Here is a 26,100-nt window from a genome sequence, read left to right as displayed (position 1 = left end):
CTCAAATTGTTAGATCTAAGTTTTCAGAATCATTTTCTTTCGTTTTCAGAGATGCAATCTGTAGCTCTTGGTTAACTAATAAATCTTTATCAAAAACTTCTTTAACACAAGTTTGAACTAATTTATCCGTCAATTTATTACAGATCTCAAATTCTAACCCTTTTGGTTTAACTTGAGGATAACCATCGATTAAAAACGAATTTGAAATATCCTTTTCTACAAGTATCTTTGAGTATAAGTATGTCTCAAAATAGCGCGCAAACATCTCTGTACTAGTACCATAATATGGAGTTGCTCTTCCTTCACTTCTATCCATATTTAAACAGTCTTCTTTATATCTTGAAATTACATCACTAAAGAGAATGCTGTCCAAACCTTCCGGGCTGCTGCTATTCGTTTTATTAAAGAAAGCTTCCATTTGCGTATGAGGGTCCTGTACACCTTCTGGCATATATTTTTCAACCAATGTATAAAACTTATTCTTAGAAAGCTCAGACAAATATTCAGCTAATGAAGAAGACATTTGTGTTAAGTTAACATCTGCTGCAGTAAAGATTTTATTAACTTTTTCTTCAATACCTACGATAGGTAAGTGATACTCTATCGCTCTTTGATCATTCCAACGCTCTTGATGCCGTTCAAATGACTTGAAACTCAATGAGTTTATATCTGTATTAATTTTAGAAACAATTAAGTCAACTTTATCTCTAACCGTTCTAAAAAAAGAAAGATTGTCATCATTTTTATATTCGTTTTGATACTTTTTTAAATACTCTTCAACTTTATCAAATTGACGATGTATCAAATTGGTATAGTGTCCTTCATGCCAATCAAAAAAGTTATCAAGTGTTTTACGATCTGTCGGTTGATAAGCTGATTTGTGCGTAGTCACTTCATCAATACACTTATCTAATATATTGTAATATTGCTTAATTATATCCTCTGCTTTGTCTTTAGTTTTAACACCAAAGTTTTGCATTTTCTCTACTGGTTGATAAGACATAGCTCGATATAATTTTTCAAATGCCTGACCTGATTCAGTCATAGGGTTATAACCTTTATCTAACATCTGAGATAGAAAATGTCTCGCATTTGGTATTTCGAAATTTGGAATATCTTCATAATATTCCTGAAGAATGGATCGGCTTAAATGTGATTGTTGTTTATATACTTCCGCTTTTTCCATTGTTCCTAAATATGCATCCAAAGCATGGGCATATTCATGAGCTAAACTACCAGCTCCATTATCGCGTGTTAGGTTTACTACGTTCTTAGTCAGTTCATAGTGAGCTGCAGAGCCTTTTATTCCTCTAGATGCCAATGCGACCCCTACATTAAGTAAACCCTCATTTGATTTAAAGCCCATTAATACTTTCAAATCATTGAAGGAGTCATACACAGCATTTACAAGCTGTTGAGCAACTGGAGATACTTTATTTCCAACTTCTACTCCACTAATATCAAAAGTATTTTTTAGATTAAATGAATCTACATCTTCACCACTTCTAAGGTTAGGGCCAGTCCGGGAAAAATTTAACAAGCCATATATATCAGATTTGATTTGTTCAGTAATGTAACCCGATTCATGCTGAATAATATTGCTTGTAAAAGATGGTACCTTGGGTTGTCTGTTAACAGCCTTATTGCTTTCAATATTATCGGTAATATTTTCTTTTTCTACTTTGACTGGATCGTTGACATAAATAGGATCTGCTTCAGCTTTAACAATGCCAGTTTCAATAGCATTTTTAAGTACATATGGTTCCAATACTGGAGAATAGAGACCTGTACGCTGCATATTACTAATAGCATCACTTACATCCTTTGAAACTTTTAATTTACTATAAAAATCAAAAATCTTTCCAGTTGAAAGTGTATTGCTAAATTCTTTATCAATAGTTTTTTCTAATATTTTTTCCAATTGAACACTAATACCACCTGTATGTTCTGGACCAATATAGTAATTGTCTAAATTACACAAAATCTCAAAGTAGTTTTTATAATTGTGTTTTGTACCTTTACTATACAAACCGATATAGTCTCTACGTTGACGGTCTGTAAACTCTAAACTGCTGGCAGATAGATGTTGAGTATTCTTAATCGAAGTAAGTAATTCAGCTTGAGTATCAACCATCAAATTCTTAATATTTGAGACAACTTTGACATATGCCTTTAATTCAATTGCTCGTAGGCTGTCCATTAGTAGGGCATTCTTTGAGAATAATGGCTTTGGAGGGCAATAATCATACATTGCCTTTACAAATATTTTGTCATCTAAATCAAGTTTTGTATTTGAATACCAAAGTTGAAATTCTTTATTAGCGATAATTTTAGCTTTTCGATAATCAGTCGCTGTTTGGTCAGCTGATGTACTCGAAATATATTCTAAAGATATATATTCACCATAACGGTCTTTATGAGCACCACCAAACTTCTTACCAACATCACCCAAATAGGACGGTACATTATTATCTGAAGGTTTACTTCCATCATTTTTGTTCGTCAAATCAGGTTCGTAAGCAACTTTAGGAACAAGGTTCTCAATAAAAGTGAAATCCGAGAAAGCTATCTTTTGTATCTGTAATACATCTTCAACAGAATTTAAGGCTTTTAGAGGAAAAACACACAATGTTTTAAAGCCATCATCCAATGAATCTGAATCTTTAAAAAGTTTAAAGGTGGAATAATCTGAATCAGTGGCTGGCTTATGTCCTAAAATTAATTTACTGTTCGACTCACTTATAAATTGTTTTATATCAGATACTTTGCTGTATAACGTGCTAAGAGTATTGGTAATCAGTGTATGGTACTGAAGACTTGCTAATTGCTTGTTTAGGTAGTCATCTTTGTGTCGAATCTTATGGGACGGGAGATTAGAAAGAGCAATGTTTTCAAAATGAGACCCAAGATTCGCTTTAGCTTTTAGATTCGTAATAATTTCATACTTATAATCTTTAGGTTCCGTAAATCCTTGAACGTTAACATAACCAAATTCTGGGTGAGCTACAGAAAGTAGTTCTCCAGCTAAAAATTCTTCATAATTTCTATCTACCAAATATAGTTGGGGAGTAGTATCAGAAATGCCTTTTCGATTAAGAAGTGAGTAATGGTGTTTAGATGGCGTAGATCCAGGGAACCGTTCAAGATAAGCTTGTTGAAGAGTTTCTTGTAAAGCCACAACATGATCTATCAATAGTGCATCTATTTCTTCTAAAGTACTTAGAGCAGTATATTTAACCTCAAAATCTTGGTTAATTTTCTGTTGTTCATTAAAAAATCTAGGCTGCCTTGTAGCTTTTTCTGGATTTCCAATCCTCCCCAATACAATATTATATTTCATTTTTGCAAGCAGAGTATCAGGATTACCTTCAAACCCTTTTGCGAAAAGATCAACTAAATCATTTTTTTGTATTTTTGGATTTAGTAAATCAAATGGATGTATTTCTGTGAAATTATCAATTTCAAAAATCGTAGTTAGGTTTTTAGGGATAATGGCTGTTTGTCCATCAACATGGGCCATTACATAAGAATAAGTTGGATCTATATCAGAAAGAATCTTAGAGACTTCCTTAGTCTTTTTATCAAAAGCTAAATCTTCAAAATTGTCATATATTTCTGAATGTCGATTACTTCTGAAATCAGGTTTAATCCCATGAATTGATGGGCTATCATACATATAATCAAAGAGATTAGAGGGTATAGAGGTGAATATTTGATTAGCTAAAGTCTTATCTTTGGACTTAGCTTTAAAGTAATTTAGATCTGAATCATAATACTTTTCAAATGTAAACTTAGATGGAGGCATAAAGTATGAAGGGCTGTTTTTGCTTCCAAACTTATAAAACACATTAATAGATGTTTTTACGGATTCTCTATCTGAAAACCCTGAAGCTTTATAAATATTTGCGTCTAACGATATGCCGTAACTAATATATGGCATTGATTTATCATTATTATCATAAAGACGTAAATATTGAATATCACCTTTATTTAATGAATACATGTAAATATTATTATTCGGTATAACAATAGGTCCATTTTCGTCTTCATATATTTTTAAAGCATTTTCAAGCTGCTTATCAAAATATTCCAACTCAGTAGAAAACTGGATATTTTCTTCGTGCGGTGATATAGCAAAATACTTAACATTTTTTTGAAATGCAATATTAGGGCGCAATAGATCTTTAATAGATTTAAAGTCCTCAGAAACATCAATATCAAATTTACCAAATAATGAGCGCTTATTAATATCAACTAAATTTAGAAAGTTATAAATTTGAATGTTATTGTAATGAATATTTGCAAGTTCATTTCCATTAATATTAAGCTTATCATTTTCAAACTTAATACTATTAATATGTTTAAAATCTTCTAGATTTAATTCAACTCCAAAATGCTTTAAAGATTCCTCTTTAAGTGTTTTTTCATTCTCTGAAATCAATAATGAGGCAAAGAACTTAGCTTTTTCTAAATCACCATCATCAAGATAGAGGGTTTTTTCTATAGCATGGTTTGCAATGTTTGCATATAACTGTACAGTTGCCTTATAAGGATCTGAACTTAACTTGTAGTGAATATCTGGATCAAAAGAATTTTCATTAATGATGTCCATTGATAAATCATTATCACGTCCATTAACTTTATATTGAACAAAAATTTCATTAGCAGCTAAGTTTTTGTTTACTGCAAAGAGGGTAGTATTCTTCTTATAAAATTGTCTTTCTATAGCAGAATGGATATCGCTTATGTCTTTCTGATCGTTTCTATAATCACTTAACATATCATCCATTACAGATTGTGCGTTTTTACCTTCAGGATCTGCCGTAATGAACGTCCAATCTTGATTTGGATAAGATAAATTTAATGCATCTGAGAAGCTTTGTATTTCAACGAATCTATTAAAATGACGATCAATAGAAAATCCATCTGTATATGATGAAGTTTTTGCAAAAACGTCATCTGGAATATTATTGCTTTCACCTTTTCGCTTATAAGTAGAACTACTTTCATGTTGTGGAATTATTAGACTTTGAAATAAGGCATCATAAACACCATATTTTAATAAATTATAGTTTGATGTTTTTTTTAGTGCTTGATTAAGAAAGTCTTCATCAAAGTTTGATCTTGATAAAAGCGTTGTAAACTCTTCTCTATATATTTTCGCCTTTCTGTCATTATTTAATAATGCAGTGTTAAATAGATCAGTTATTTTTAAATCTGATGGTTCACTAACTACATTATCAATATTTGAGACTGTATCAGAAATATTTAGTTCAACATATGGGTTAATTCTGCTAATTAACATATCAATAGCAGTATTATTATTAACAAATTCCGTAAATACTTTAGATGTGGCTGAAATTAACTGATCATCAAATTGAACTGATAACAGTTTATATAGTTCAGCTTTATGTTGTTTAATTTCAATTTCAGATTCAAACTTTACAAACTGATTTTCTTTATCTTTTTTATAATAGAATGAGTCTTTATTAAATAAAAATGTATTTGTTCCACTGGTAACACCATGAACTAATGCCTCACTCTCCCATAGAATGCGTTTTGCATTGTTATACTCTTCAGATAGTTGAAAATTAAAAGAATCAATTTCTTCTGAAATATTAGAAATAGTATTTGGATCAAAAGTATTGTTATTTGTAGCTAATTTAATTTGATTCTGTAGAGCTTCATATTTTTCATTAAGAAAATTACTGTACTGTAATTCTATTTCTTGAACTCTTTCTTTTGCTTTAGGAATTACATATACATCTAAGATTTGTCTAATTTCCAACATTGAAGGAGCAAAATTTCGAACCTTATCATTCCCTCTGTCATCTAAGATGTTATCTGGTAGTTTAAGGAAATCTTTGAGCTTTTCTCTGCTATCTAAAACTATTTCTTTACTACCAATGGCAATATTTAAAATATCAGATTCTGTTATATTTTCCTTGTCAACTGCATTAAAATCAACATCAAGATCCGCCAGTATGTCAGTTACATTAGATTCATTTAATTCACTTTCTAATTCTTTTTGTTTTATCAAACTGGATTGAACATCATAAAGCTGATTAAATTTAATAATAGCACTAGATGTAATTTGCAAATATGATTCATTTAAATCAGAATCAAATACTTTATTATTAGGTAGCTGCTTAACTATCTGACTAGCAAAATCATGTCTTAGAAGTAAACTTTCATAAAATGTACGATCAGATAGGCGCGAGGATTCTCCATTTAATGAGAACTGCCATGTGCCAGATTCATCTTTATACAGAGTTGGAAAACCTTGTTCCATGATATTTTCATTGAAAGTTGGATATGAAATTTTTGATTGAAAAAATACTTGATCAATAAGTACTAGATCATCAGCAAGATTCTGAACATATGAATCTATGTCTTTAATTGACATTCTAAAAATATCATTACCGCGAATATTCCCAATAATCTGACTAAATGTTGTTTCAAATTCATGTGCAAAATGCACCATATTCAAATTATCAGGTAGATTTAGGGTTTCTATTGGATCATATGCAAATATTTCTGGAAGTTGTCTTAAATCCTCAATAATCAATATTGAGCCATTATTTTCAAAATTTAGAGGTACTGAGAATGGAGATAGTTTAGTTTTTGTTAAACTTTCTGGCATTTCGCCATTACTTAAAGCTGATTCTTCATCTAAATAAACTTTAGAAAATATTCCTTTATACCCATAATCTTGAAAACGGTTGAAAGGGAGCGAAGTAGCTTGAAATTGTGCCAAGAATGACTTGTTGGAATGTACAATACTATCTTGAAGTACATTTGTGATTTCTAAGTCTGATTTTATATTACTAATATATACGTCTGGATATTGTGCAAATCTTTCAGTGGCTAAAGAAAAATAGTCTTTCCATTTTGGAAAGTTTTTCGAAAATGGTAACTGAGTTAAATAAATGTCATTTTTTGAAGTTAGGACATTGTTATCATTAGAAAATAATGGGAATAGCTTCTTTACATCGTTAAGATCAATGCCAGATTTTTCACTATTTTTATAATAGTATGCATATTTATTTTCTTCGTTTTGAACTTCAAAGAAATGTGCATCTATAAGAATTTGTTCAAATGATTTAGATGGATTTGCTTTTTCTAATTCACTTTTGAACTGCTCATGGTTATTTACCAAAAGCATAGCTGTTTTAGATCTATATTGGTTAGCTGGGGATACAACTAAACGAGCACCAAAACCACTTAGATCTGGCCATTTCACATCTTTCACTTATAGTCTCCTACTTGGTCAAATTACATGATCCAAGACTTTAACGACCCTTAATGAGTACTTATTAGGTAATTTTAAACTACTTTAGTAGTCTTTGCTTAATGCTTTAAGATAATTTACTTGATTAGTATATACAAATGAGAATAGCTTTACATAACAATTCATTAAAAGTGTTAATTGAGCATTAACAAGTTACTATCATATCATTAGCCTTACGTAGTTAGTTTGGCTTTTATTTTTATTGTTCGGATGGTTGACTATGGAAGTTACTTCAAAATTTTATAAAACGGCAGAAAAGCAATTTATCATTACAGTTGCTTCATGTTTTTTGACTTCAGCAGAGAAACCTCAATACTTTTGTTTAAAGCCTATGCAATATTTTATTATTCAGAATGGCGTTGTATATTTTTATGATGATCAATACAAGGAGTACTTAGAATATGATTCTGTTGAAAACATTGACTTTGATTATGTAGATATAGCACAACTTAGAGATATGATTAATAATGAAAATCCCGAAAGTATTTGTTCCGAAGATAGAAAAATTATCAATAATTGGTAATGATAAAAATCTCATCATAGATGCAACTCTACGATGAGATTTTTTTTCATTTTGCTTACGCAATTAATTCATTATCATTGTTAGTCTGTTTACTTAGTTCTGGATCTGCTTGAGATTCAATATTAGTCATAAGCTTTGTCCAATATTCATCATATTCAGCTTGTGACATATCGTTAAGCACCTCATTCCATTTTAATAAGTTATCATGCTGTTCGGTACCAGGTTGGAAAAAATGCATGGCATTTTTTACATATTGTTGATGGTCAGCAAAACGTAACTCAGCAATATTTTCTTGAATGTAATCCAAGCCCTTAACTGTAAAGTTACGAATCTCTCTTATAATTTCATCTTTCTCTACCCCATGTGGTTGAGTTATCGCTGAAGAACTATTTTCTGGGCAAGGATATACCAACCAATCGTTTCTTAAATTCATTTCAGCTAATGTTACTTGTAAATATTGCTCACCACTTCGTGCGAACATTTCATGTGCCGTTGTCCAATAAGGTTTTTTCTTATTAGCTAATCCTTCCAGAACCAAAGCATTCTTAAAGAAATTAGTTTTAAGTGTCTGATCAAGCGACCGAACATTTTCTGAAGTCTGTAAATTTAATGCTATGAATTTTTGATGATCTTCTGGAATAGGTTCATTGCTATATTCATTAATAAAATCCAATGCACATAGCGCAAATTGACTTCTAATTAATTGTCTATGTTCACGATAAACAATAGTTCGAAAAACGTTACTATTTGCAGCGCCAAGTACTTGTGCAGCAAAAGTCCGTTCATGATCTATATCTGATCTAGATTGAGAAATATACTTATTTAGTTCAGTGCGCGGAATAGGGTATTCATTTTCACTTAAAAATTTAGCAAGTCCAACACCTACATTATTATATCTTCGATGTTTTAAAGCATCCTTTTGAAATTCTTCTGGATCTTTATGTACATGTGCAAATTTAACTAATGTCCTCAATTCAGTATGTAGCTTTCCACGTTCAGCAATAAAGGTATTAATATTCTCTTTTAAATTTGGAAGTCTGGCAGTAAATAGATCAATAATCTCAGGTTGATCCTTAAGTGTATTATTTAAAACGTTATGGATAGAGTCCTGATAATATTTCACTTGCTGTTCAAGTGTGGTCCTTATCTCAGCAAGCGTGTTATCTTTATTTACAGGTAAGTAGTACATTGCTTCATTAACTTTTACAGCAGCTTTCAATAAATCTTGATCAATATCTTTATACTTTTCTGATTCAACTTTGTTCAACTGGGCAAATCTAGTTAAGAATGGCTGTACATTTTCCATCAATAAGTTAGGTTTATCGCGTGTCATAGCACTGAAAATCAAATGATCATACGCATGAAAGAACTCATGTCCAAAAGAGCCATAACCAGAATTTTTAGTTAAATTAATAACCCGGTTCGATGGTTCATAATGAGCCATTGCTGCAGACTTACCTCTAGAACCAAATGCAACTCCTAACATGCCATTAAAACCTACAAATTTAGGATCAATATCTAAAGCTTTTGCCAGTGCAAAACATCCGTCATATGCATAATTTAAAGCGTTTTGCCTATCCGTTTGATTTAAATATTCTCCAAATTCGACAGCTTTAAAGCCGAAAGTTGCTTGAAGTGTATGAGCACTTATATCTTTACCGTTTCTTGATCCAATATTTTGAGTTACAACTACATCAGAAAGTTTGAATGCCTTTCTTAATGTTCTGGGTTTTGCATAATTTTTAAATATAGTATCCAGATTATTAGATGTTTCATTAATAATTTGGTATGAAGTCATATCTGAAACTGAAACATCATTAGATGAATCCTTCTCTAATGATTTAACCTTTTCTTGTTTTGCTGTTAAAAGGTCCATAACTTTTTCAGATAATGCAGGATCGTACTTACTGAAAAGACAGTCATTATTAATGGTTTGATAACCTCTAAATTCAACTTCTTTATTGATTTTAGACTGAAATGGCTTTGCATCAATTGCACTTCTCATTTTTTTATAAAGCGCAAATGTACCTTTAACTGGTGGTAGTTCACTTCTCAATTGTCTCAGAGCCGTGGACATAGTATTTTTTGTTTCTTCAGAATCTGTATTTTTTATTTCCCTTTGAAGTATAAAGTCAGCCATTGCATACTCAGCATAGCTTTCAATTAAATTGAATAGTGTTTTATCAAGTGATTTATACGCATTTAAGAGATCTTGATCTTCTTGTATCCGAATATACAATTCAGCAGCTTTTGGGATGAAATCTCTTATATTTTTGGCCTCTAAAAGTGAGTCACGAATACTTATAACAGCATCATAGTATCCAGCCCCAACTTTTTTAAATTGATCTTCAGTAGCATTTTCTAAAGGATAACGAGGTTGTTCATTTGTTGTTTTACGAACTGCATCTGTTAATAGGTAAATGTATATATCACGGCCAGATTCTTTAGCTTGTAAAAGTGATTCTTTTTTCCAGATTTTTTCTCTAGTTATAAGGTTTTGTACTTGTAACAAAGACATATCTTGGATTTGACTCAATGAGAGTCTAGGTCCATACAGATCCTTTTTTGCACCAGGCATTTTCATACCTGTATCTTCAATTAGATCAGTTTCAATTTGGGTTGTTGAGCGAGGTGTTGATGACTTGTCTTGAACAACCACCTCATTTTCGAATAAATTTTGCTGTTCTATATTTGCATTTTGCTGTTCATCATTTGAGATCTCAATTTTTGCTTCGTCATTGGATTTCGAGGATTCTTTCGTTTTATCTTTGTCAGCTATATGCTCTGGTAGATATATCAAATCTCGATTATTGAATAATGAAGCTTTCTTAAAATTTTTAGCAAAATCAATTAATGAATAGTTTTTAGTAGATGGATGTAGGGGAGTCTGGATAATTTTATATCCATTTACTAAGTATTTATCATGATCTGTATTATTTACTAAGACCATTTTTAAAGGTGAGTGTGTATCCGCAATCCTAATTGCTAAATCAAAACGGTCTTTAGATTCTAATAACTTTTCACCAAACGAAACATCAATTTTATTTACAAGTGAAGATAAATTGGCAGAAATAATTTCATTAAGACCATCAAGTTCAATTTTGTCAAAATTTTCTGATAATGGAGCTGATAGTGGTTGAAGAATATTTGTATCAAGATCCAAATCACTTAAAGTCTTTTCAACAATTAGAGTTTTAATAGCATTTAAATGAAATTCTTTAAATAAATGCCCACGCTCATTGTACGAAGCTAACTGTTCGATATTATCAAACACTCTAAGTTTTGCATTTTGTAGAACGGGTAGCGATTTATCAAGAACTGAAATTGCTAATTCATGGTCATCATTTGCAAGAATAATTTTTTTGTTAGATAAACCATCCAAATTATCTTCTTGTGAATGAATATAGTCAGTAAACGCATTCATTAAATCTACATACGTTGATATTTCTCTCTTATCAATAAATGACAGTAAGTTATTTTTTGCATTCGGATTAAAAAATCTTCCTTCTTCATCTTGCAATGAAACCTTTTTATAATCAGCGAGTTCCTTATTAAATAGAACATTGTTTTTATTATCTATATCTTGGATTGTATTGAATATTTGATATTTTTTATCTAAAGCATCAATAATAAACTGAATTTGATCTGTAGTTGATAGGCCAGAATCTTCGTTAAACGATAGCGTTTTATAAATCTTTTTATCTTCAGCTGCCAACTCATTTAAACTCGACTTGATAATTAAATGATCGTTGACTGGTATCCTTTCACCACTGACATATAGGTTTACAGATCCATGTTTATGATCCGTAGCTGGTGATAAGGTGATATATAAATCTAATTCTGGGAATTCAAACTCTTTAATTTTATCAGGATGGTGAACAATATTTAGTAATTTTGCAGGGGAATATGATTGTGATTTACTTACTAAATCTTGCCAAAATTTAGCACCTCTCGAATCAAATGACTGTAAAAGAGATGCATTTAAGATTTCTTGATTAAACGAACTAATAGGTTTAATTGAATCAGGGGTAGTCTGTAATTGTGTAATACATGACTCAGTTTTGAAGAGTGACCCGAAATCATTCTTCAGCTCAAAAGCTACTTGCTCCAGAGGAAGAAACCTGGATGTATTTTCATAAACATTTTTTACAGCTAAATCTACTTTTAGTCCTTTTTCATATTTTGGTACTGCTTCTTTAACCAAAATTCTACTTAATATTGCCGTTTTAAGTTGTTCTAAATTTAACTTATCCTGACTTATTGGGTTTGAGCTTAGAATATGATCATAACTTGACAACCCATTAGTCATAATAGTTTTTTGTTTTTGGATTGCATTGACTTTCTGACCAAGATCCATCGGTAATAGTCTGATAAAGTTTTGATCTGATGATACCGTACTACTATATACAGCTAATGATCGGAAGTTTCTTTCTTCTTCTTGATGTAGGGAACTACCTTCTGCTAGATATATTTTTACCGCTTCATCAGTTAATGCAAGTACATTTTCTATGTTTGAATTTCTTGTAGCGGTAACCTCATTGTAAGTAGGTGTTAAATAACCAAGAGCAGTGAGAATATGCTTATGTTCACTATTTATAATTGATTTTACTTCTTCAGTTTGAGATTCAACTCCAACTGCATTATGGTAAAAATCTTGTAAATAACGTTTATATGCCATACTCACAGCAGCTTTTTTATTAACTGCATATAACTGTTCTTGAACATTGTCATTTATGTTGCTACTTGAGATTACTTTAGGAATATAATTTTGTGTTTTATTAATTACATATACTTCATCATTATTTAAAACATCTTTCAATCCTAACACTTCATTAGTTGCAACAAATGCAATAGCATTTGCCAATGAATTACTTGAATTGGTTCTCATACGTAATTCATCATTTATAGCAGTATTAAGGTGTGTTCTTAATTTTTGCACTTGAGCAGCAATTGGAGAGTTTTCTTCCTTACCTAAATTCCTAGTTAAATCCATAAGAACATGAGCAACATCAATACGTTTATTGAATCCTTTGTAGCCTCCATCTTGCTCTAATAAATTTTTAAATCTGTTCAGATTATCTACTGATAAATACTGTTGAGCTATAAGGTCATTATCACTATTACTTAACGAAATAAACTGGCTATTTATACGATGTAACTGTAACAAAATACGAGGTAAAGACTCTTGAAATGTATAATAGTTTTTACCTACATTTTCTGCATTTGATAGGATTAGTTCTTCAATAGAATTTTCTAACACTGAAATTGAATTTGAAAAAAGTACTTCATCAAATTCAGGTTGAACTGGTTGATCCTCAGGATAGAACCCTAAAATTGAATATTCTAAATCTTTAGAAGCCTGGATATCTGCCTCTTCATCATAATAATGCAACACGTCAAATTCATTGACTGCTTCATTCCATAGATAGTTCGGTTCTTCAGAAATATCCGGTGCGAATTGATAAATTTCAATATTATTTGAAGTTGTAGTTGCCTGAAATTCGTTATATTCATCTAATAATTTTTGAAGTTCATCTGATAAATCTTGATCAGAAATAACACTATGCAAGAAGCTGTTAAGTTCACCACCTTGGAGTTCTTTATCTATAATTGCATCAAAAAAGGTATCATATACATTATTAAGTCTTGTAGAAGCAATAGATAGTTGGCTTAATGAAAGTTCCAGTTCATAGGCATCATCTTCATATTTTTGCAAGTCCAAAACATATGCATTGTCATTTTCTACTTTAATAGCTACCGCCTTTTCAAGGCGTTCATTAATTTGATGTGATGTTTTAGATTCTTTTAAAGACTGGCGTTCTTCCTTTAGTTTAGCTAGCTTATGTTGATAATCGTTTTTAATACGTCTCATTAAAACTAATTTTATTATTGAATCTTTTAATATAGATTCAGGTACTTTTGTCTTAATTTTAGAATTATTTATAAAGTGATCAATTTTAGGTTTTAGACCAATTACTGGTACTTTAGGCTCAGGTGGAAGACTATGTTTTAGCTCATCAAAGTTAATATTTGAGAGACTATTTCCAATGTCACTTAAACTTTCACTTATTAGTTCTCTGTCAAAGCTATTATCGTTTACTGAGTATGGATCAAACATACGTAGATAGTTGATATTCGTCTGAACACTTTTAACAAGTGCATCTATTTTTTCTTGAATATCATGCTCAACTACTTCTAATGTTTGGTTGTTATACTCCCATACTTTCCATTCATTATTTACGTTTTGCAGCGCATTTGTTTCAATACCAAATGGTGCAATGACTGAAGAAACACTATTTTCTTCAATTGAATACATGCAATCATTAATTCTAGAAATGAAGGCTTGAAACTTCACCAAACCTTGTTGTTGAACTGAATAATCTGTAGACCTCAAATCTACAACTACTCCATCAATTTCTGAATTAATAGTTTTATTTAATTCACGAATATCAAAATATTGTTGAGGTAAGCTATTGTATGCGCTCCAACCTTCATGATTAGAGATATTGTAATTGGTTAATTCAGGTATTTGCGTTATATCGCGAAGCGCTAAAACTTCACCATTTGAGTTAACTGATACAACCAATTGATTCTTTAACGTTACTGGCTCTATATCTTCTTCTTTAAAACCAGACCCAATCGCTGACTCTTTATCTACAAAATACCTAACCAACGCCGTGTTAGCTTTATATCCATATTGATCTAAATCGTTTAAGGGCAGGGGGTCTATCGCATGAAGCATTAATGGAATTTTATTCCAGCCTAGATCAGCTTTAGTAAAACCATCCAAAGCTTCTAATATAGACAGATTAGGTGAGTAATTTCTATCAAGTTTTGTTTTATATAATTGGATATTTTTTTGATTATTTAATTCGAAAATTGATTGCCATTGATTCTTTTCAGCTGATGACATTGGATTATTCAAATATATATCTGACAAATCCATTGCAACCAAATCATTGTTTTTATCATATGGGAAAAAAGCTTTAATATCTGTCAATGATAAATTTTCATTCGATGGCTTATACATGAATGAAAGCTCATCTGAATATTCATTATTCACAAAAATGAATTTATTAGACTCTTTAAGTGATCTTAAAAAAGTGTTTAAAGGTTTATTGAGTGAGGTTTCTAGTAGTTTAGGGTCCGTAATCTTAATTAAGGCAACTTGGCTTCTAATATCCGTTTTAGGGGTTACTACAAGTTGTGCACCAAATCTACTTAAATCTAACCATTTTTTTTGAACAGACATAAGCACTCCATATTTAAATGTTTTTGAATCTTCTAATAGGTTTTCAAAGCACCAAACCGGTTACTTTTACTGGTATATACTAATAATTATAAGCGCTTTTACATAAAAAACTATGTTCATATTTCTTAAAATAGAAAAATTTGAAATAAAAAGGGAGGAACCTGTTGTTCCTCCCTTTAACCATAATGTTTTTATACGACATTTTTTCAATATCAGACTGATATTGAAAAAACGTGTAAATTTATTGCTGTGCCAATGACTGTGAAAGAGCAATCCTACGGATATTACCAGCCGATTTTGATCTATCATTGACAGTCATAGAGCCATCAGTCAGCTTAGCTTCACTTGATACCAAAGCAGCTAAAATAGCTTCTTTTCGCTCATTAGATTTATACTGTTGATATTGAAGATGTAAACGCTCAGTCATTTGTACTAAACCATCAACCATCAAACCACGCTCATCTTTAATAGCTTGAGATTTCGCAAAATCTTTGTATTCAGATCCTGAACCCAAATAACGAGATACACTTTTCTCAAGATGTTGCATTGGTGCAAGTTTTGTTGATGAATCATGACTATTGCTTCCACCTCCCTCAACTGGAGTATATTGAGCTTGAATAGCCTTTAACGAAGTAATAGCTGGAGATGTTAAAGCATCCTTAGCTAATTTAGACATAACATAATCTTGACCAGCAGATGTTTTTGCAACTTTAGCGTCAATTGGTGCATCTGGTAATCCTACCATGTTGTTGATTAATGCATTTTGTGCACGAGCAACTGCAGTATTGGGTGAACTAGTTGTAAATAAAGTAGCTGCTTGAAGACTTAATCCGGCATTTGGTCCAGAATTACATAAACCAGATGCCTCTTGTGAAGACGTACAAAATTCATCATGGGCTTGTAGCATAGCCTTTTGTGCATGATGCGGATTCATATATACGCCAGGTGCTGCAATCACTTCACTGCCAACTTTTGCAAGAATTGAAGAATCTGCTGCTTTGCTGTCTTCTTGCGCCTGTTCACGGTCACTCAATACTTCACAAGCTTTAAAAGCCTGACCATGTGCTCCAAACTGTATTTGAGCTTTTTTCATTTGCTCACTTTGTTTAATAGCTTGATAAGCCGTTACAAGAGTTTGTGCATTTTTATGGGCATTATCAACAATACCTTGAGCAGAAACAGCTTCTTGCTTTGTAAGGATCTTAATTGCAGTCGTTACATCTTCTTGTTGCTTTTTAATACCATATGTAAGATTGGCATCTAACGCTTTCAAAGCTGTAGTTTCAACCAAATCTGCTTGTTGTAATAACATTTTTAATGTGTTTACAGCTACAGGGTTACCTACTGAAGCACAATAGTATGCAGATGCTGATCCACTTATAACCGCAAGTGTCAGACCAAGGACGCTAATAGTTGACCGACTTGTCTTCTTATTCTGACGTCTTATAACATTTCGTGTATTCGAAGTACGCATAATCAGTCCGTCCTTAGTTAAATTGAGGCATTGTTTGAGCTAATTTAACTTTCATTGATTGACCATATTTAGCCTTAACCTCATCTTTAATCGGTTGTGATTTAGCTAAAAGAAGTGCAGAAAGTAAACCCTCTTCACGAAGGCTTTGTTTATAAGACTGAAGATCCAAATAAACAGATACGCCATTAATAATATTCGACTCTTTTAATAAACCGCGAGGATCTTGCATAGCCATGGCCATTTGCCATTTTTTAGCTTCAGATCCACCATAATAACGACCTACTGTTTCATCAATTAAATCATTAGCTGAAACCATTTTCCCATTGATGTCTTTAAAGCTTTTAGTATTTTGTGCATCAATTACTGCCAAACTATAAGCTGGCATTGCAAGTAAAGCGGATTTTTGATTAATCGCTTGAAGATAATCTGCACCAGCTGGTGTACGTGCTGCTCCGGCAGATAACGCTTTATCTGGAGTCCCTAGAATATTTTCACGAACATAATGACGTGCAAGAGCCTCTTTAGATCCTGGAGTAACAGATGTAAACAATAAAGAGGCATTTGTATCGCCACCAGGTAGTTTTGATAACGTACATTGACCAGATTGTGCTTCCGCTACGGTACAAAACTCAGTTTTATGTACGTTCAATCGTTGATTAATAATTTCTTGTTGACTGCCTACTAATTTACCACCAACTTGAGTTGTTCTTGTTGCCATATCTGCAGCTTGACTTAGAATTTGTCCATTTGCACTAGACATATTCGTATTTTCTGCAAGTACTTCACAAGATTTAAAACCTTGGCCAGTTGTACCACTATAAGCAAAGTGAGCTTTCTTCATTGCATCAGATTGAATTAAAGCTTGTAGACCAGTTGCAATTGATTGGGAGTTTTTAGTGTTTGCATCAGTTATTTGGTTAGAAGCTTGCGCTTTTTGCTTAATAGCAACTTTCAACGCTGATACCATACTTTCAGTTGAATCATCAAGATTACGTCTTAAAGATTGTGACGTACTATTAATATCTTTTGCCTGATCAGCAGCATGTTTAGGAATTTGTGATGACATTTCAGCCATGATAGTTCCAAGCCCAACAGTAGCCCACTCAGCAAATACTGGAGAACTACCAATTAAAGCAACAGCAAAAACAACTGGAACATAATTTGTTTTTTTAGCAGGGCGTCTTAAAGTATTAGATCGTTTATTCATAGTATTTACTCAAAAAATTTGGCCGTAGCATTTGAGTTAGGTGTAATACGTTGCATTACACTATTCGCTACTGAATAGTTAGCTAATGAAGAAAGTGTACTACCCGTCATGTACTTATCTTGGAAATTAGTACATGCACTGGATGCACATCCCATAAGGCCGACAGGAACAACATTATTAGACGCAATTGAAGAATAATTTAAAGCAACCGTTGCTTGTTGTTCAGATAAACGCGATCTCGAAAATACAAATGAAGAATCAATATCACCATATTGCAAACCATTTGGAATTAAATTACAAATCCCCATTTTTGCTTCTTCAACACCACAAGAAATCGCAAAGTGCATTGCATATGGAGTAAACTCTTCATCAGTAGACGTAGAGAACATTTTCCCCGATACATCTTCCATATATTTTTTAATGTTGTAATCTTTCAAATTTCGATTGAGATCTGTCTGTTCACGTTCTTCAAGTGCAGAACAAAAAGCTGAATCGGGTAATGCAGCATTAGTCCCTGACTCTAAAATAGCTTTTTTCATCTGAATATTCTTATCTACACTTTGAATACCAGCGACAATCATTTGTGAATCACGCGTTTGATTATCAACAATTTGATTAGCGGTAACAGCTGTTTGCTGGGTGGTTACACGCATTGCCGACTGAAACATAACCTTTTGAGCTTGAATAGCAATTTCAGATAGTAAACTTCCGAGACTAAAGGCATTGGTAAAGAGTGGTACTGCTAAAAGAGATACCGTAAAAGTTCCAACTGCAATAATTTTTACAGGTGAAAATGAATTCACATGTATGGATCTTTTCCGTAGATTGCGTCTTTTATTCATACCACTATCCCTAATTAAGAAAAGAAGTCTTTAATGGTCTGAGTTACAGAACTTGATCCACTATCTGAAGTTGCTGCACTCGGACTATTTTGTACCTGTGATGATCCAGAACTTGTGCCACGACTTGAGGCATTAGGGTTAATACCTGGAGTACCGTATAAGTTATAATCTGATCCACCTTCAAATGCACCACTAGGTAATACTAAGCCTTCATCAATTTTTCCTAGTTCTTTATTCAAGACAGTACCAAGAGCCCCAGAAATGTCAGTATATTGGCCAGCTTTATTAATTTCACCAATAACGTCATTTAATGGTCCTACTAACTCAGTAGAAGCGGATTTCATTGCATCACAAGCCTTTTTAGTCGCGTAATCAACAACCATTTGCTGTGCAGCGTTAATAATCATATCTAAAGACGGAATTGTTACTGATAAATCGATAATTTTACCAATATCAGCAAAACATCCACCTTGGCTAGAAGGGCTAAACATTTTGTTAATATCGATTGGACGTCCCCAAACTGTCATTTGAAGATTTAAATTGTCTTGAACGACTTTACCAATACCATCAGTTGCACAAGATTCAATATTTGATTGAATATTCTGAGCTGCAGCTGTTTCGGCATTTTTTACTGCAACAAAATTATTTTCCGCTGCAGTTGAATCATATGAGGTACCTTGGCCATTTGATGCAAAGTAGCCACTATTGGAATTAGATAGGGAAGTACTTCCATTCAAACTATTTTGGACATTAGTATTGGTACCCATGTCCAAATTATTTAAGTTTTGATTTTGTGGAGTTACCGAAGCGATAGAACTTTGTTGTACTGCAAAAGCACCAGTACAACCTATGATAGTGGCCATTAAAACGCTAACAGCATTTTTAGATTTTGAAGTAGGCTTAACATGCTGGAGATTTTGGTTAGTTCTTAAAACCTTCACTCGTGCTTGCTGTAACCTTTTTGCTTTCTTTTGATTTTGGCGCATACCTAGAGCCCTTTTAAAGTTATAACTAATGTTTTTTAGAAGCAAGTTCGCAAAGCACTACAACATCTTTAACTACAGCTTCACTTCTTAAATATACGGTCACTATAAGGTGTTTTAGCTCGTAAATCCTTTTAGCGAAATTGTATATAGAATCATAATACCATTCTTCGCCATATTGTAGTATATACTTCTTATTCGTTAAACATAGTTTTAGAAAATCTTTTAAAATAGGCCTCTTTAAAAGTATAGCTGTTGAAACATATATAAATTGCGTACTTACAAGGCACATTAAAGTATTAATTAATTCAACTTCTTCTTTTAAGCACTTCTGCAAATCCAATGGTTTTAGAGTTTTAGAAAAACCCTCATCAGTGACAATATCTTTTAAAATACCAGAATCAGAATACTTGCTTTTTAAATAAGTAGTTAGATCATGTACATTTTTGAGATATGCATTAGTTTGATCTTTAGAAATAGCTTTAAAATGACTTTCAACCCTTTTAGGATCATTTAATGTGAGATCCAGCATTGTTGACTCATTATTCTTTTGATTTAAAAGAACAAAGGCTGTGAAAATTGTAGCTGTCTTATTATCTGCATTAAACTTATTACTACAGGAATTTAGAAATAGAAGACTATGTTGTTCAGTTAGATACAACCCATATTCTTTAGGATTGCCGGACTCAAAAAAATGTAATGCTTTTTTATCGAAATGAAATGTATTTTCAAGAGTTTGGCAAAAATAATTAACAGAATGTAGAAACACTTCAGGAACAAATGTTGAAGAGTTCTGTACCAAAGTAATGTCTAGATTTTCAACTACAGCTTCCACAGTTAGTCCTCTTTAATTGGAAGGGCGTAATACCCCATTTGACTTAACACTCTTAAAGGTATATCAAAGTTTAAACTTTGAGTTAAACCACTTTTAGGATTAAAGGTTTTAGCTGATAAAATATATAAAGTATTATTATTAATAAATAATTGAATCTTATTAGTAATTTTTTGATCTATTAAAACAACTCCACAAGAAATATCTAGTTTAAGATCATACTTTTGACCTTCAACATCCACATCCACAGATTCCCAATCTAAAATCATAAATTGTTGTGAATTTTCGAACTCGATTGACCCTTGTTCTAGGTCAGGAATAATTAAACCATCATTTAAAAGCTTTAAATAGAAAGCGTGTAAAGGTTCAGCATCTTGGAAACCATGCGGATTAAATGGAGTTCGTGCTGGCTCACTCATAACAACCTGGTTCATCTGTATCTCCTTTAAAAGGTATATGTATTCTATCTTAAAATACCCAAATAATATTTATTTAAATGCTAAAAACCATTACTTAAACTATGCGTTTGTGTGTGATCTTTATTTTTCTCACTTATATCTTTGTTTAAAGCTTCCTTATAATGCTTATCAAAAGAATTCTGCCCAGATTCCTGAGATACTTTAAGCTCAGATTTAACAACTTTTAAATAGTCTTGATATCTTGGTGATTGAACTACGTAAATCTCAGTTGCTGCAGTCGTGAATAAATTCTTATCGTTAGTAGCTAAAGGGAATAAAGCGGTAAAAGTAGCATCATTTTTGAAATTATCTACCGTTATTTGTTGCGCTTGTAGTTTACTTTGATAGTCAAGAAGAGTTTTTTTAACACCCATATTAGAATTGACAATAAAGTTCAATTGCGTTTCATTTGATGCTTCCAAAGTAAATGGTTTATCAATGCCTGATAATTTATTGCAATAATCCATGTTGTATCTATATGCTTCAAATGAATCAGCAAATTGGTTGAATGATTTTTTTAAATTTAAGTTATTCTCTAAGTCATGTTGAAATTCAATAAAACATTGAATTACATATTCATCGTCTTGTTTTTCCACATAAAGTTCACCAATATTTGAGCATTGATGTCTTTCACATAATTCTGTCAACTTGGAGATGCTCTTTATTTCATTTTTTTTATCTAGGATGTTTCTTAGATGCAGTTGTGTGGCCTCGTATTCTTGCATCATTAAATTGTGATGTTCTACAAACAACTCATAATCAGATTTAAAATATTGACTGGTACCTTCAATTATACGATCTGCTTTGTCATGTTTTGAATTCGTCTCAACTCGATCCAGTATGAACGCCACTGTATGTCTGCCTAAGCCTCCTAAGTGATTATCAAAATTCTGCATTGCTTCAACATCACCAGACACATTTTTATATAAGTCCATGTATATCACCCTAATGATTGATCATTTGAACGATCATTTTTACGATCGAGCTCACTGTCTAACTCTGATGTAAAGTTATTTAAAACTTCAGAAACAAATTTTTTCTCATTTTGAACTGACTCAATGTAGTTGGATGTACTGTAGTTAAAAGCTGGCTGCAATGCCTCAAGACGCGCACCCGTTAATTGAAATTCGGCATCAACATGGTTGTTAATTTCTTTTAATAAGTTGATATCACTTCCATTGAGTTTATGGAGTGGGGCATCATCACGGATCGCCTCTAAATAGTGATCTGTAATAACTTCTTGTTTAGTTTGTTGAATGGCCAATTCAACATTACCTGTTTCTGCAATGATGTCGTTAAATCGATCAAGCATGTCACTAATATCATCATTATTTTTAACGTTTAAAATTTCAGGTGAATCTGCATTAAAGTTGATAAATTTTGCATCACCATATGCAGTAGGCAAGACCATGTAATCGGACGTTTTTTCGTATATGTCTTTATATATTGGGTTTTGGAGATTGCTTGATGCTTGTAATATTAAATCTTGCTGTAAAGTATCAAGACGTTGGTTGAGATGCGTCATACTTTGAGCAATCATGTCATTATTTGAATTTATCGGATCAGCAAGAGTAACCGCTGCATCAATAACGATGTTTTTAAGCTTTTGATTCTGAATTTCTTGTGCCTTTTGTTGGATAGCATTTAAATGGCCAAGTTTAATTTCATGATCTTTTTTTAATTTTTCAATAAATTGATTTCTTTCAATCACGTTTTTAGTATCCTGTTCGTTGAAGATTCGATTCTTTGCGTCTTGAGTTAAGTTATCCAGATTAGATAGAAGATGAATTACTTCTAGTTCATTTTCATTGTTTACTGAATTAACCAATGCTGTATATAAATCAGAAGCCAATAACTCTTGCTGATTCAAATTTGAATGTTGAAACTGAGCAATATCTTTGTAATTTACAATGTCTACGCCATTTTCTTTGATGTATGTAGTGCTAATAGGGCTTAACTGATTTGACGGCGCCTTCACTGCATAATACTCAGTCTCTGTACCTTCAGATTTAACAAATAATCCGATATATTCAGTGCCATCTTTTGTAACTAACTTTGATCCTACTGAGTTTACTTTTTCAGAAACTTTCATTTCCCCTAAAGTTGCCATTAAAGCCATTTCGCGGTTTTCATGAATAGCTACAGTAATTGCTTCATGAACTTCAGGATCTAGGTAGGATAATTGACTATGATTTTCAATATTTGGACTGTTGAAAGTCTGCCATTCACGAATATCTTTGCGTGAAATAGTCTGAGTACCAGTATTAACAATATCTTCCAGTGTAATCTGATGTTCTGAGCCAGTAACTGGTACTACTGTATATTCTGGGTTTATAGATTTGGAACCCTCAGAGTCAGATGTTAAAACAACATATTGACCTGTTTCAGTTTTAACTAAGGCCCCAACCACACTTAACTTGCCCTGTAAGTTCATGCGAGAAATTTCCAATTCTCTTTCAGCAGAACGCGCATATGTATCAGTTTGAGAGGGTGGGTTATTAATCGTGTCTTGTTTTAATTTTTCTAAGTACTCAATGGCAAACTGTTGTTTAATATTAAGGTCTTCAATTGGATCTAATGATTCCAACTCAAATAATGGAATTGTTTCACTATTATTCACAAGATCTTCAGCATACAAAACATCTTTTTCTGTAATTTGATCCAGATCCTTGACCCATTCCAATGGAACAACTATTGCTTGTTTATCTAATTTATCAGCAGCAATATCAAGAACAGCTTTTAATTCATGAGTTTTTTCATCTTTAAAAACCATTCCAACATATTTCTCAATCTCTTCATAAGAAACATTGTCATGTCGTCTTTGAAAGAATGCCTCCATTTCAGGTTCTCGTTTCATATATATTTTATGCTTGTTTTGTGTTTCAACATCGGAGTTTTCTGTCATCTGAGAATCATTTGAATTAAACCGGTTAAAAATATTTGAGAATTTCGATTTTAAAGAAGTCATCTGATCTGAAATGATTTGGCCAGTTTGATATGCTTTAATCGCAAATTGTTCTTTATACGATAACTTAGTATCTTCACTTACTTGTTCTGGATCTACGCCGTAGGAAGCTTCAGCACCCAAAAACATTCGTGCTTGTTCTACATATTGAGAACAAAGTGGCTCAAAATATTGACCTTTAAACTCAACTACAAGATCATTTTTAATACCTTCACTTAATTCTGAGACAGACAAATATTTAACTTTATCTTCAATAGATTCTAGATAAAATGGAGTTATGGGGGTGGGTGAAGTTGCACCTTCTATTTTGGGCGGTAGATCTGTTTCTTTAATTAACTTTAAATACGGCGTTGTAACATCAGATTGATCATCTACAGATTGTGCACTTACAACATCAACGACAATGTATTGATCTCCATCGATTTCATATACCTTTGCAATATTTTTATCAAAATCTTCTAATACAACACCCTCACGATCTTTATTCAGTTTATTTGTGTATGGATCATTTAATAGGGGAAGAAGCGTATCTTTTGCAATTGGCTCTATCGTCTCAGTATTTTGTTTTGGCTCAACCAGGCCATCGTTTACCTGAGCGTTCTCTTGTAAAGCTGGTCCTTGCGAGTTCTTAACATTTAAGGATGATGAAATAGGTGTCTGCCAAACATTCTTCAAATTGTTGAGATTGTCTTGATATTCTTGCTCGTTATTTTTGTTAAATAGTGCACGTAAAGCAGCAATAATTAACTTTATTGTTTTTTTAATCGTTTCGATCATAGTAGCTATCATTTTAGCTGACATTGCTGCAATTTCATCAGCTACTGTGCGTGGATAGCCTTGAGCATTGTCGCGAGCTAAAGGCGGTCTATCTAAGAGTTCATCTTGCTTAATTTCTTTAAAATTCTTAGCAGCAATAGTATTTGATGCAATCTGAGATTTATCTTCAGGACCTCCATTTATATTCAACGTACTCTTAGGGATAGATTGAGTCTTTTCATCTTTATTTTCGCTGATTGAAGAATCAACATTTTTTAAATAGTCATCTCCTAAATGCTCTTTCAGAAGCAGGGCAGCTTCAAATTGGTCATTATGTTCACGGCTCTCTAAAAGCAATAAAATTTCTTTTGTGAAGTACTTTGGATTAAATTCTAAATAAGGGATGTCTATATTTTGTTGAATAGCAGATGTATGGTCATCATTAACACGCCATTGATCCATGCTGATTGTTTTTGCCTTTAGACCTACATCTTCAGCATCAAGACCACGAGCATCACAAAAGTTCTTTAACTGCCGTATAAAAGATAGAACATCTGATTGTTCTGCTAATTGGTTGGAAAAGTATGTATTTGGTGCTGCTGTGATTTCGTTGTAAAGCTTTTGTTTTGCTTCTCGAATAACTTTATTTTGATTTGTTAAGAGTTCAATATCATATTGTCTATTACTTAGAAAATTTAGTGAATTTTCATGACTGGCACCTTTAAGGCTTAAAGCATAATAAGGCTGGACAACGAAAGATTTCGACTCAATATCATAAAGCGTTTTTTCAGAAACCTGGACAGCTTCAAATGGATTTGGCTCAATTGATAATTTAAAGTCAGGTAAATTGTCTGAAAGATAAAGTTTAGTTTCAGCAGTTGTATAAAGGCGATCTTCAATTGGGAGTGAACTATTATTATCAGCAATGTTATTTAGACCTTCTTCTAAGGCCTGATCACTTTGTATTTTATTGAGTTTACCAATGAATTTAAGATCAGATTCTTTAGATAAATCCAAACCAAGCTTACTAAAAAACTCTAATTGACTTGCCTGATCTTTTTGTTCAAGAGCATTAAAAACCATCCCAATAAGTTTAGGATCTTGTTTGTGTAAATCCGCAAGGGTTATGGCAGAAAGATCAAAATTGTTTTGGGGTAAAACAGTAGATTCATCTCGCTCAATTCGTAAGTGTTCTGGCTCAATGAAATTAGATTGGCCTGGCTCATCCAGATAAACAGGATCTTCACTAAAGTTGTTTATACCACCGTATAAATCAATAGGTTCAATATGATCAATAGGAGCTGATTGATACTGGTCAAAATTTGATTGAGAATCAAAATTCACATTGGACTCAAAACCATCAAACTGCACTTGATCTAGATAGCTATCATCCCAATTGTTTTCGAGATTCTGATCAAAAGACAGCTCTTGGTCCACTTGAAAGGATTCTGTTAATTGCTCTTCTGCTGAAGTATCTGGTTTTGGTCTATTGTCCATATTATGATCCTTATAACAGG

The 26,100-nt window shown here is 32.4% G+C and carries 11 protein-coding genes; 1 reads left to right on the top strand and 10 read right to left on the bottom strand.

What is annotated here, in order from left to right:
- Position 1: 1 nt before the first annotated feature.
- Entirely contained in the window at positions 2-7,252 is a 7,251-nt protein-coding gene (locus FTT76_RS07460) for an LPD1 domain-containing protein (RefSeq protein ID WP_180190333.1), read from the bottom strand.
- A 259-nt stretch (positions 7,253-7,511) separates the two neighbouring features.
- Here FTT76_RS07460 and FTT76_RS07455 point away from each other — a divergent pair, with 259 nt between their 5' ends.
- Positions 7,512-7,814: a hypothetical protein gene (locus FTT76_RS07455; RefSeq protein ID WP_180190332.1), complete on the top strand. Its 303-nt coding sequence runs from the start codon at positions 7,512-7,514 to the stop codon at positions 7,812-7,814.
- 55 nt (positions 7,815-7,869) lie between these two features.
- Here the strand turns inward: FTT76_RS07455 and FTT76_RS07450 are convergent, their stop codons facing one another.
- The 9 genes from FTT76_RS07450 to FTT76_RS07410 form a co-directional block, all read right to left on the bottom strand.
- Positions 7,870-15,066 carry an LPD1 domain-containing protein gene (locus tag FTT76_RS07450; protein WP_180190331.1) on the bottom strand — a complete coding sequence of 2,399 codons (7,197 nt, stop codon included), beginning with the start codon at positions 15,064-15,066 and terminating at the stop codon, positions 7,870-7,872.
- Positions 15,067-15,307: 241 nt separating this feature from the next.
- On the bottom strand, positions 15,308-16,378 hold the full coding sequence (locus FTT76_RS07445) for a hypothetical protein (protein ID WP_257235054.1): 1,071 nt from the start codon (positions 16,376-16,378) through the stop codon (positions 15,308-15,310).
- Positions 16,379-16,553: 175 nt separating this feature from the next.
- A complete protein-coding gene (locus FTT76_RS07440) occupies positions 16,554-17,747 on the bottom strand; it encodes a hypothetical protein (protein WP_180190329.1) in 1,194 nt (397 codons plus the stop codon).
- 5 nt (positions 17,748-17,752) lie between these two features.
- The gene (locus FTT76_RS07435; RefSeq protein WP_180190328.1) at positions 17,753-18,589 is read right to left on the bottom strand and encodes a hypothetical protein; all 837 of its coding nucleotides are present in this window, start codon (positions 18,587-18,589) and stop codon (positions 17,753-17,755) included.
- Between the two features lie 14 nt (positions 18,590-18,603).
- On the bottom strand, positions 18,604-19,575 hold the full coding sequence (locus FTT76_RS07430; RefSeq protein WP_180190327.1) for a hypothetical protein: 972 nt from the start codon (positions 19,573-19,575) through the stop codon (positions 18,604-18,606).
- Between the two features lie 25 nt (positions 19,576-19,600).
- On the bottom strand, positions 19,601-20,407 hold the full coding sequence (locus tag FTT76_RS07425) for a hypothetical protein (protein ID WP_180190326.1): 807 nt from the start codon (positions 20,405-20,407) through the stop codon (positions 19,601-19,603).
- 2 nt (positions 20,408-20,409) lie between these two features.
- Positions 20,410-20,838, bottom strand: a complete 429-nt coding sequence (locus FTT76_RS07420) for a hypothetical protein (protein WP_180190325.1) — start codon at positions 20,836-20,838, stop codon at positions 20,410-20,412.
- Between the two features lie 65 nt (positions 20,839-20,903).
- Positions 20,904-21,797 (bottom strand): hypothetical protein, encoded by an 894-nt coding sequence (locus FTT76_RS07415; protein WP_180190324.1) that lies wholly within the window; start codon positions 21,795-21,797, stop codon positions 20,904-20,906.
- 5 nt (positions 21,798-21,802) lie between these two features.
- The gene (locus FTT76_RS07410) at positions 21,803-26,080 is read right to left on the bottom strand and encodes a hypothetical protein (protein ID WP_180190323.1); all 4,278 of its coding nucleotides are present in this window, start codon (positions 26,078-26,080) and stop codon (positions 21,803-21,805) included.
- Positions 26,081-26,100: the final 20 nt, after the last annotated feature.

Origin of the sequence: Acinetobacter sp. YH01009 (assembly GCF_013420765.1) — a bacterium.
Taxonomy (GTDB): Bacteria; Pseudomonadota; Gammaproteobacteria; order Pseudomonadales; family Moraxellaceae; genus Acinetobacter; species Acinetobacter amyesii.
Note: the sequence above shows the minus strand (reverse complement) of the source record. Positions and strands in the feature narration are given on the sequence as shown.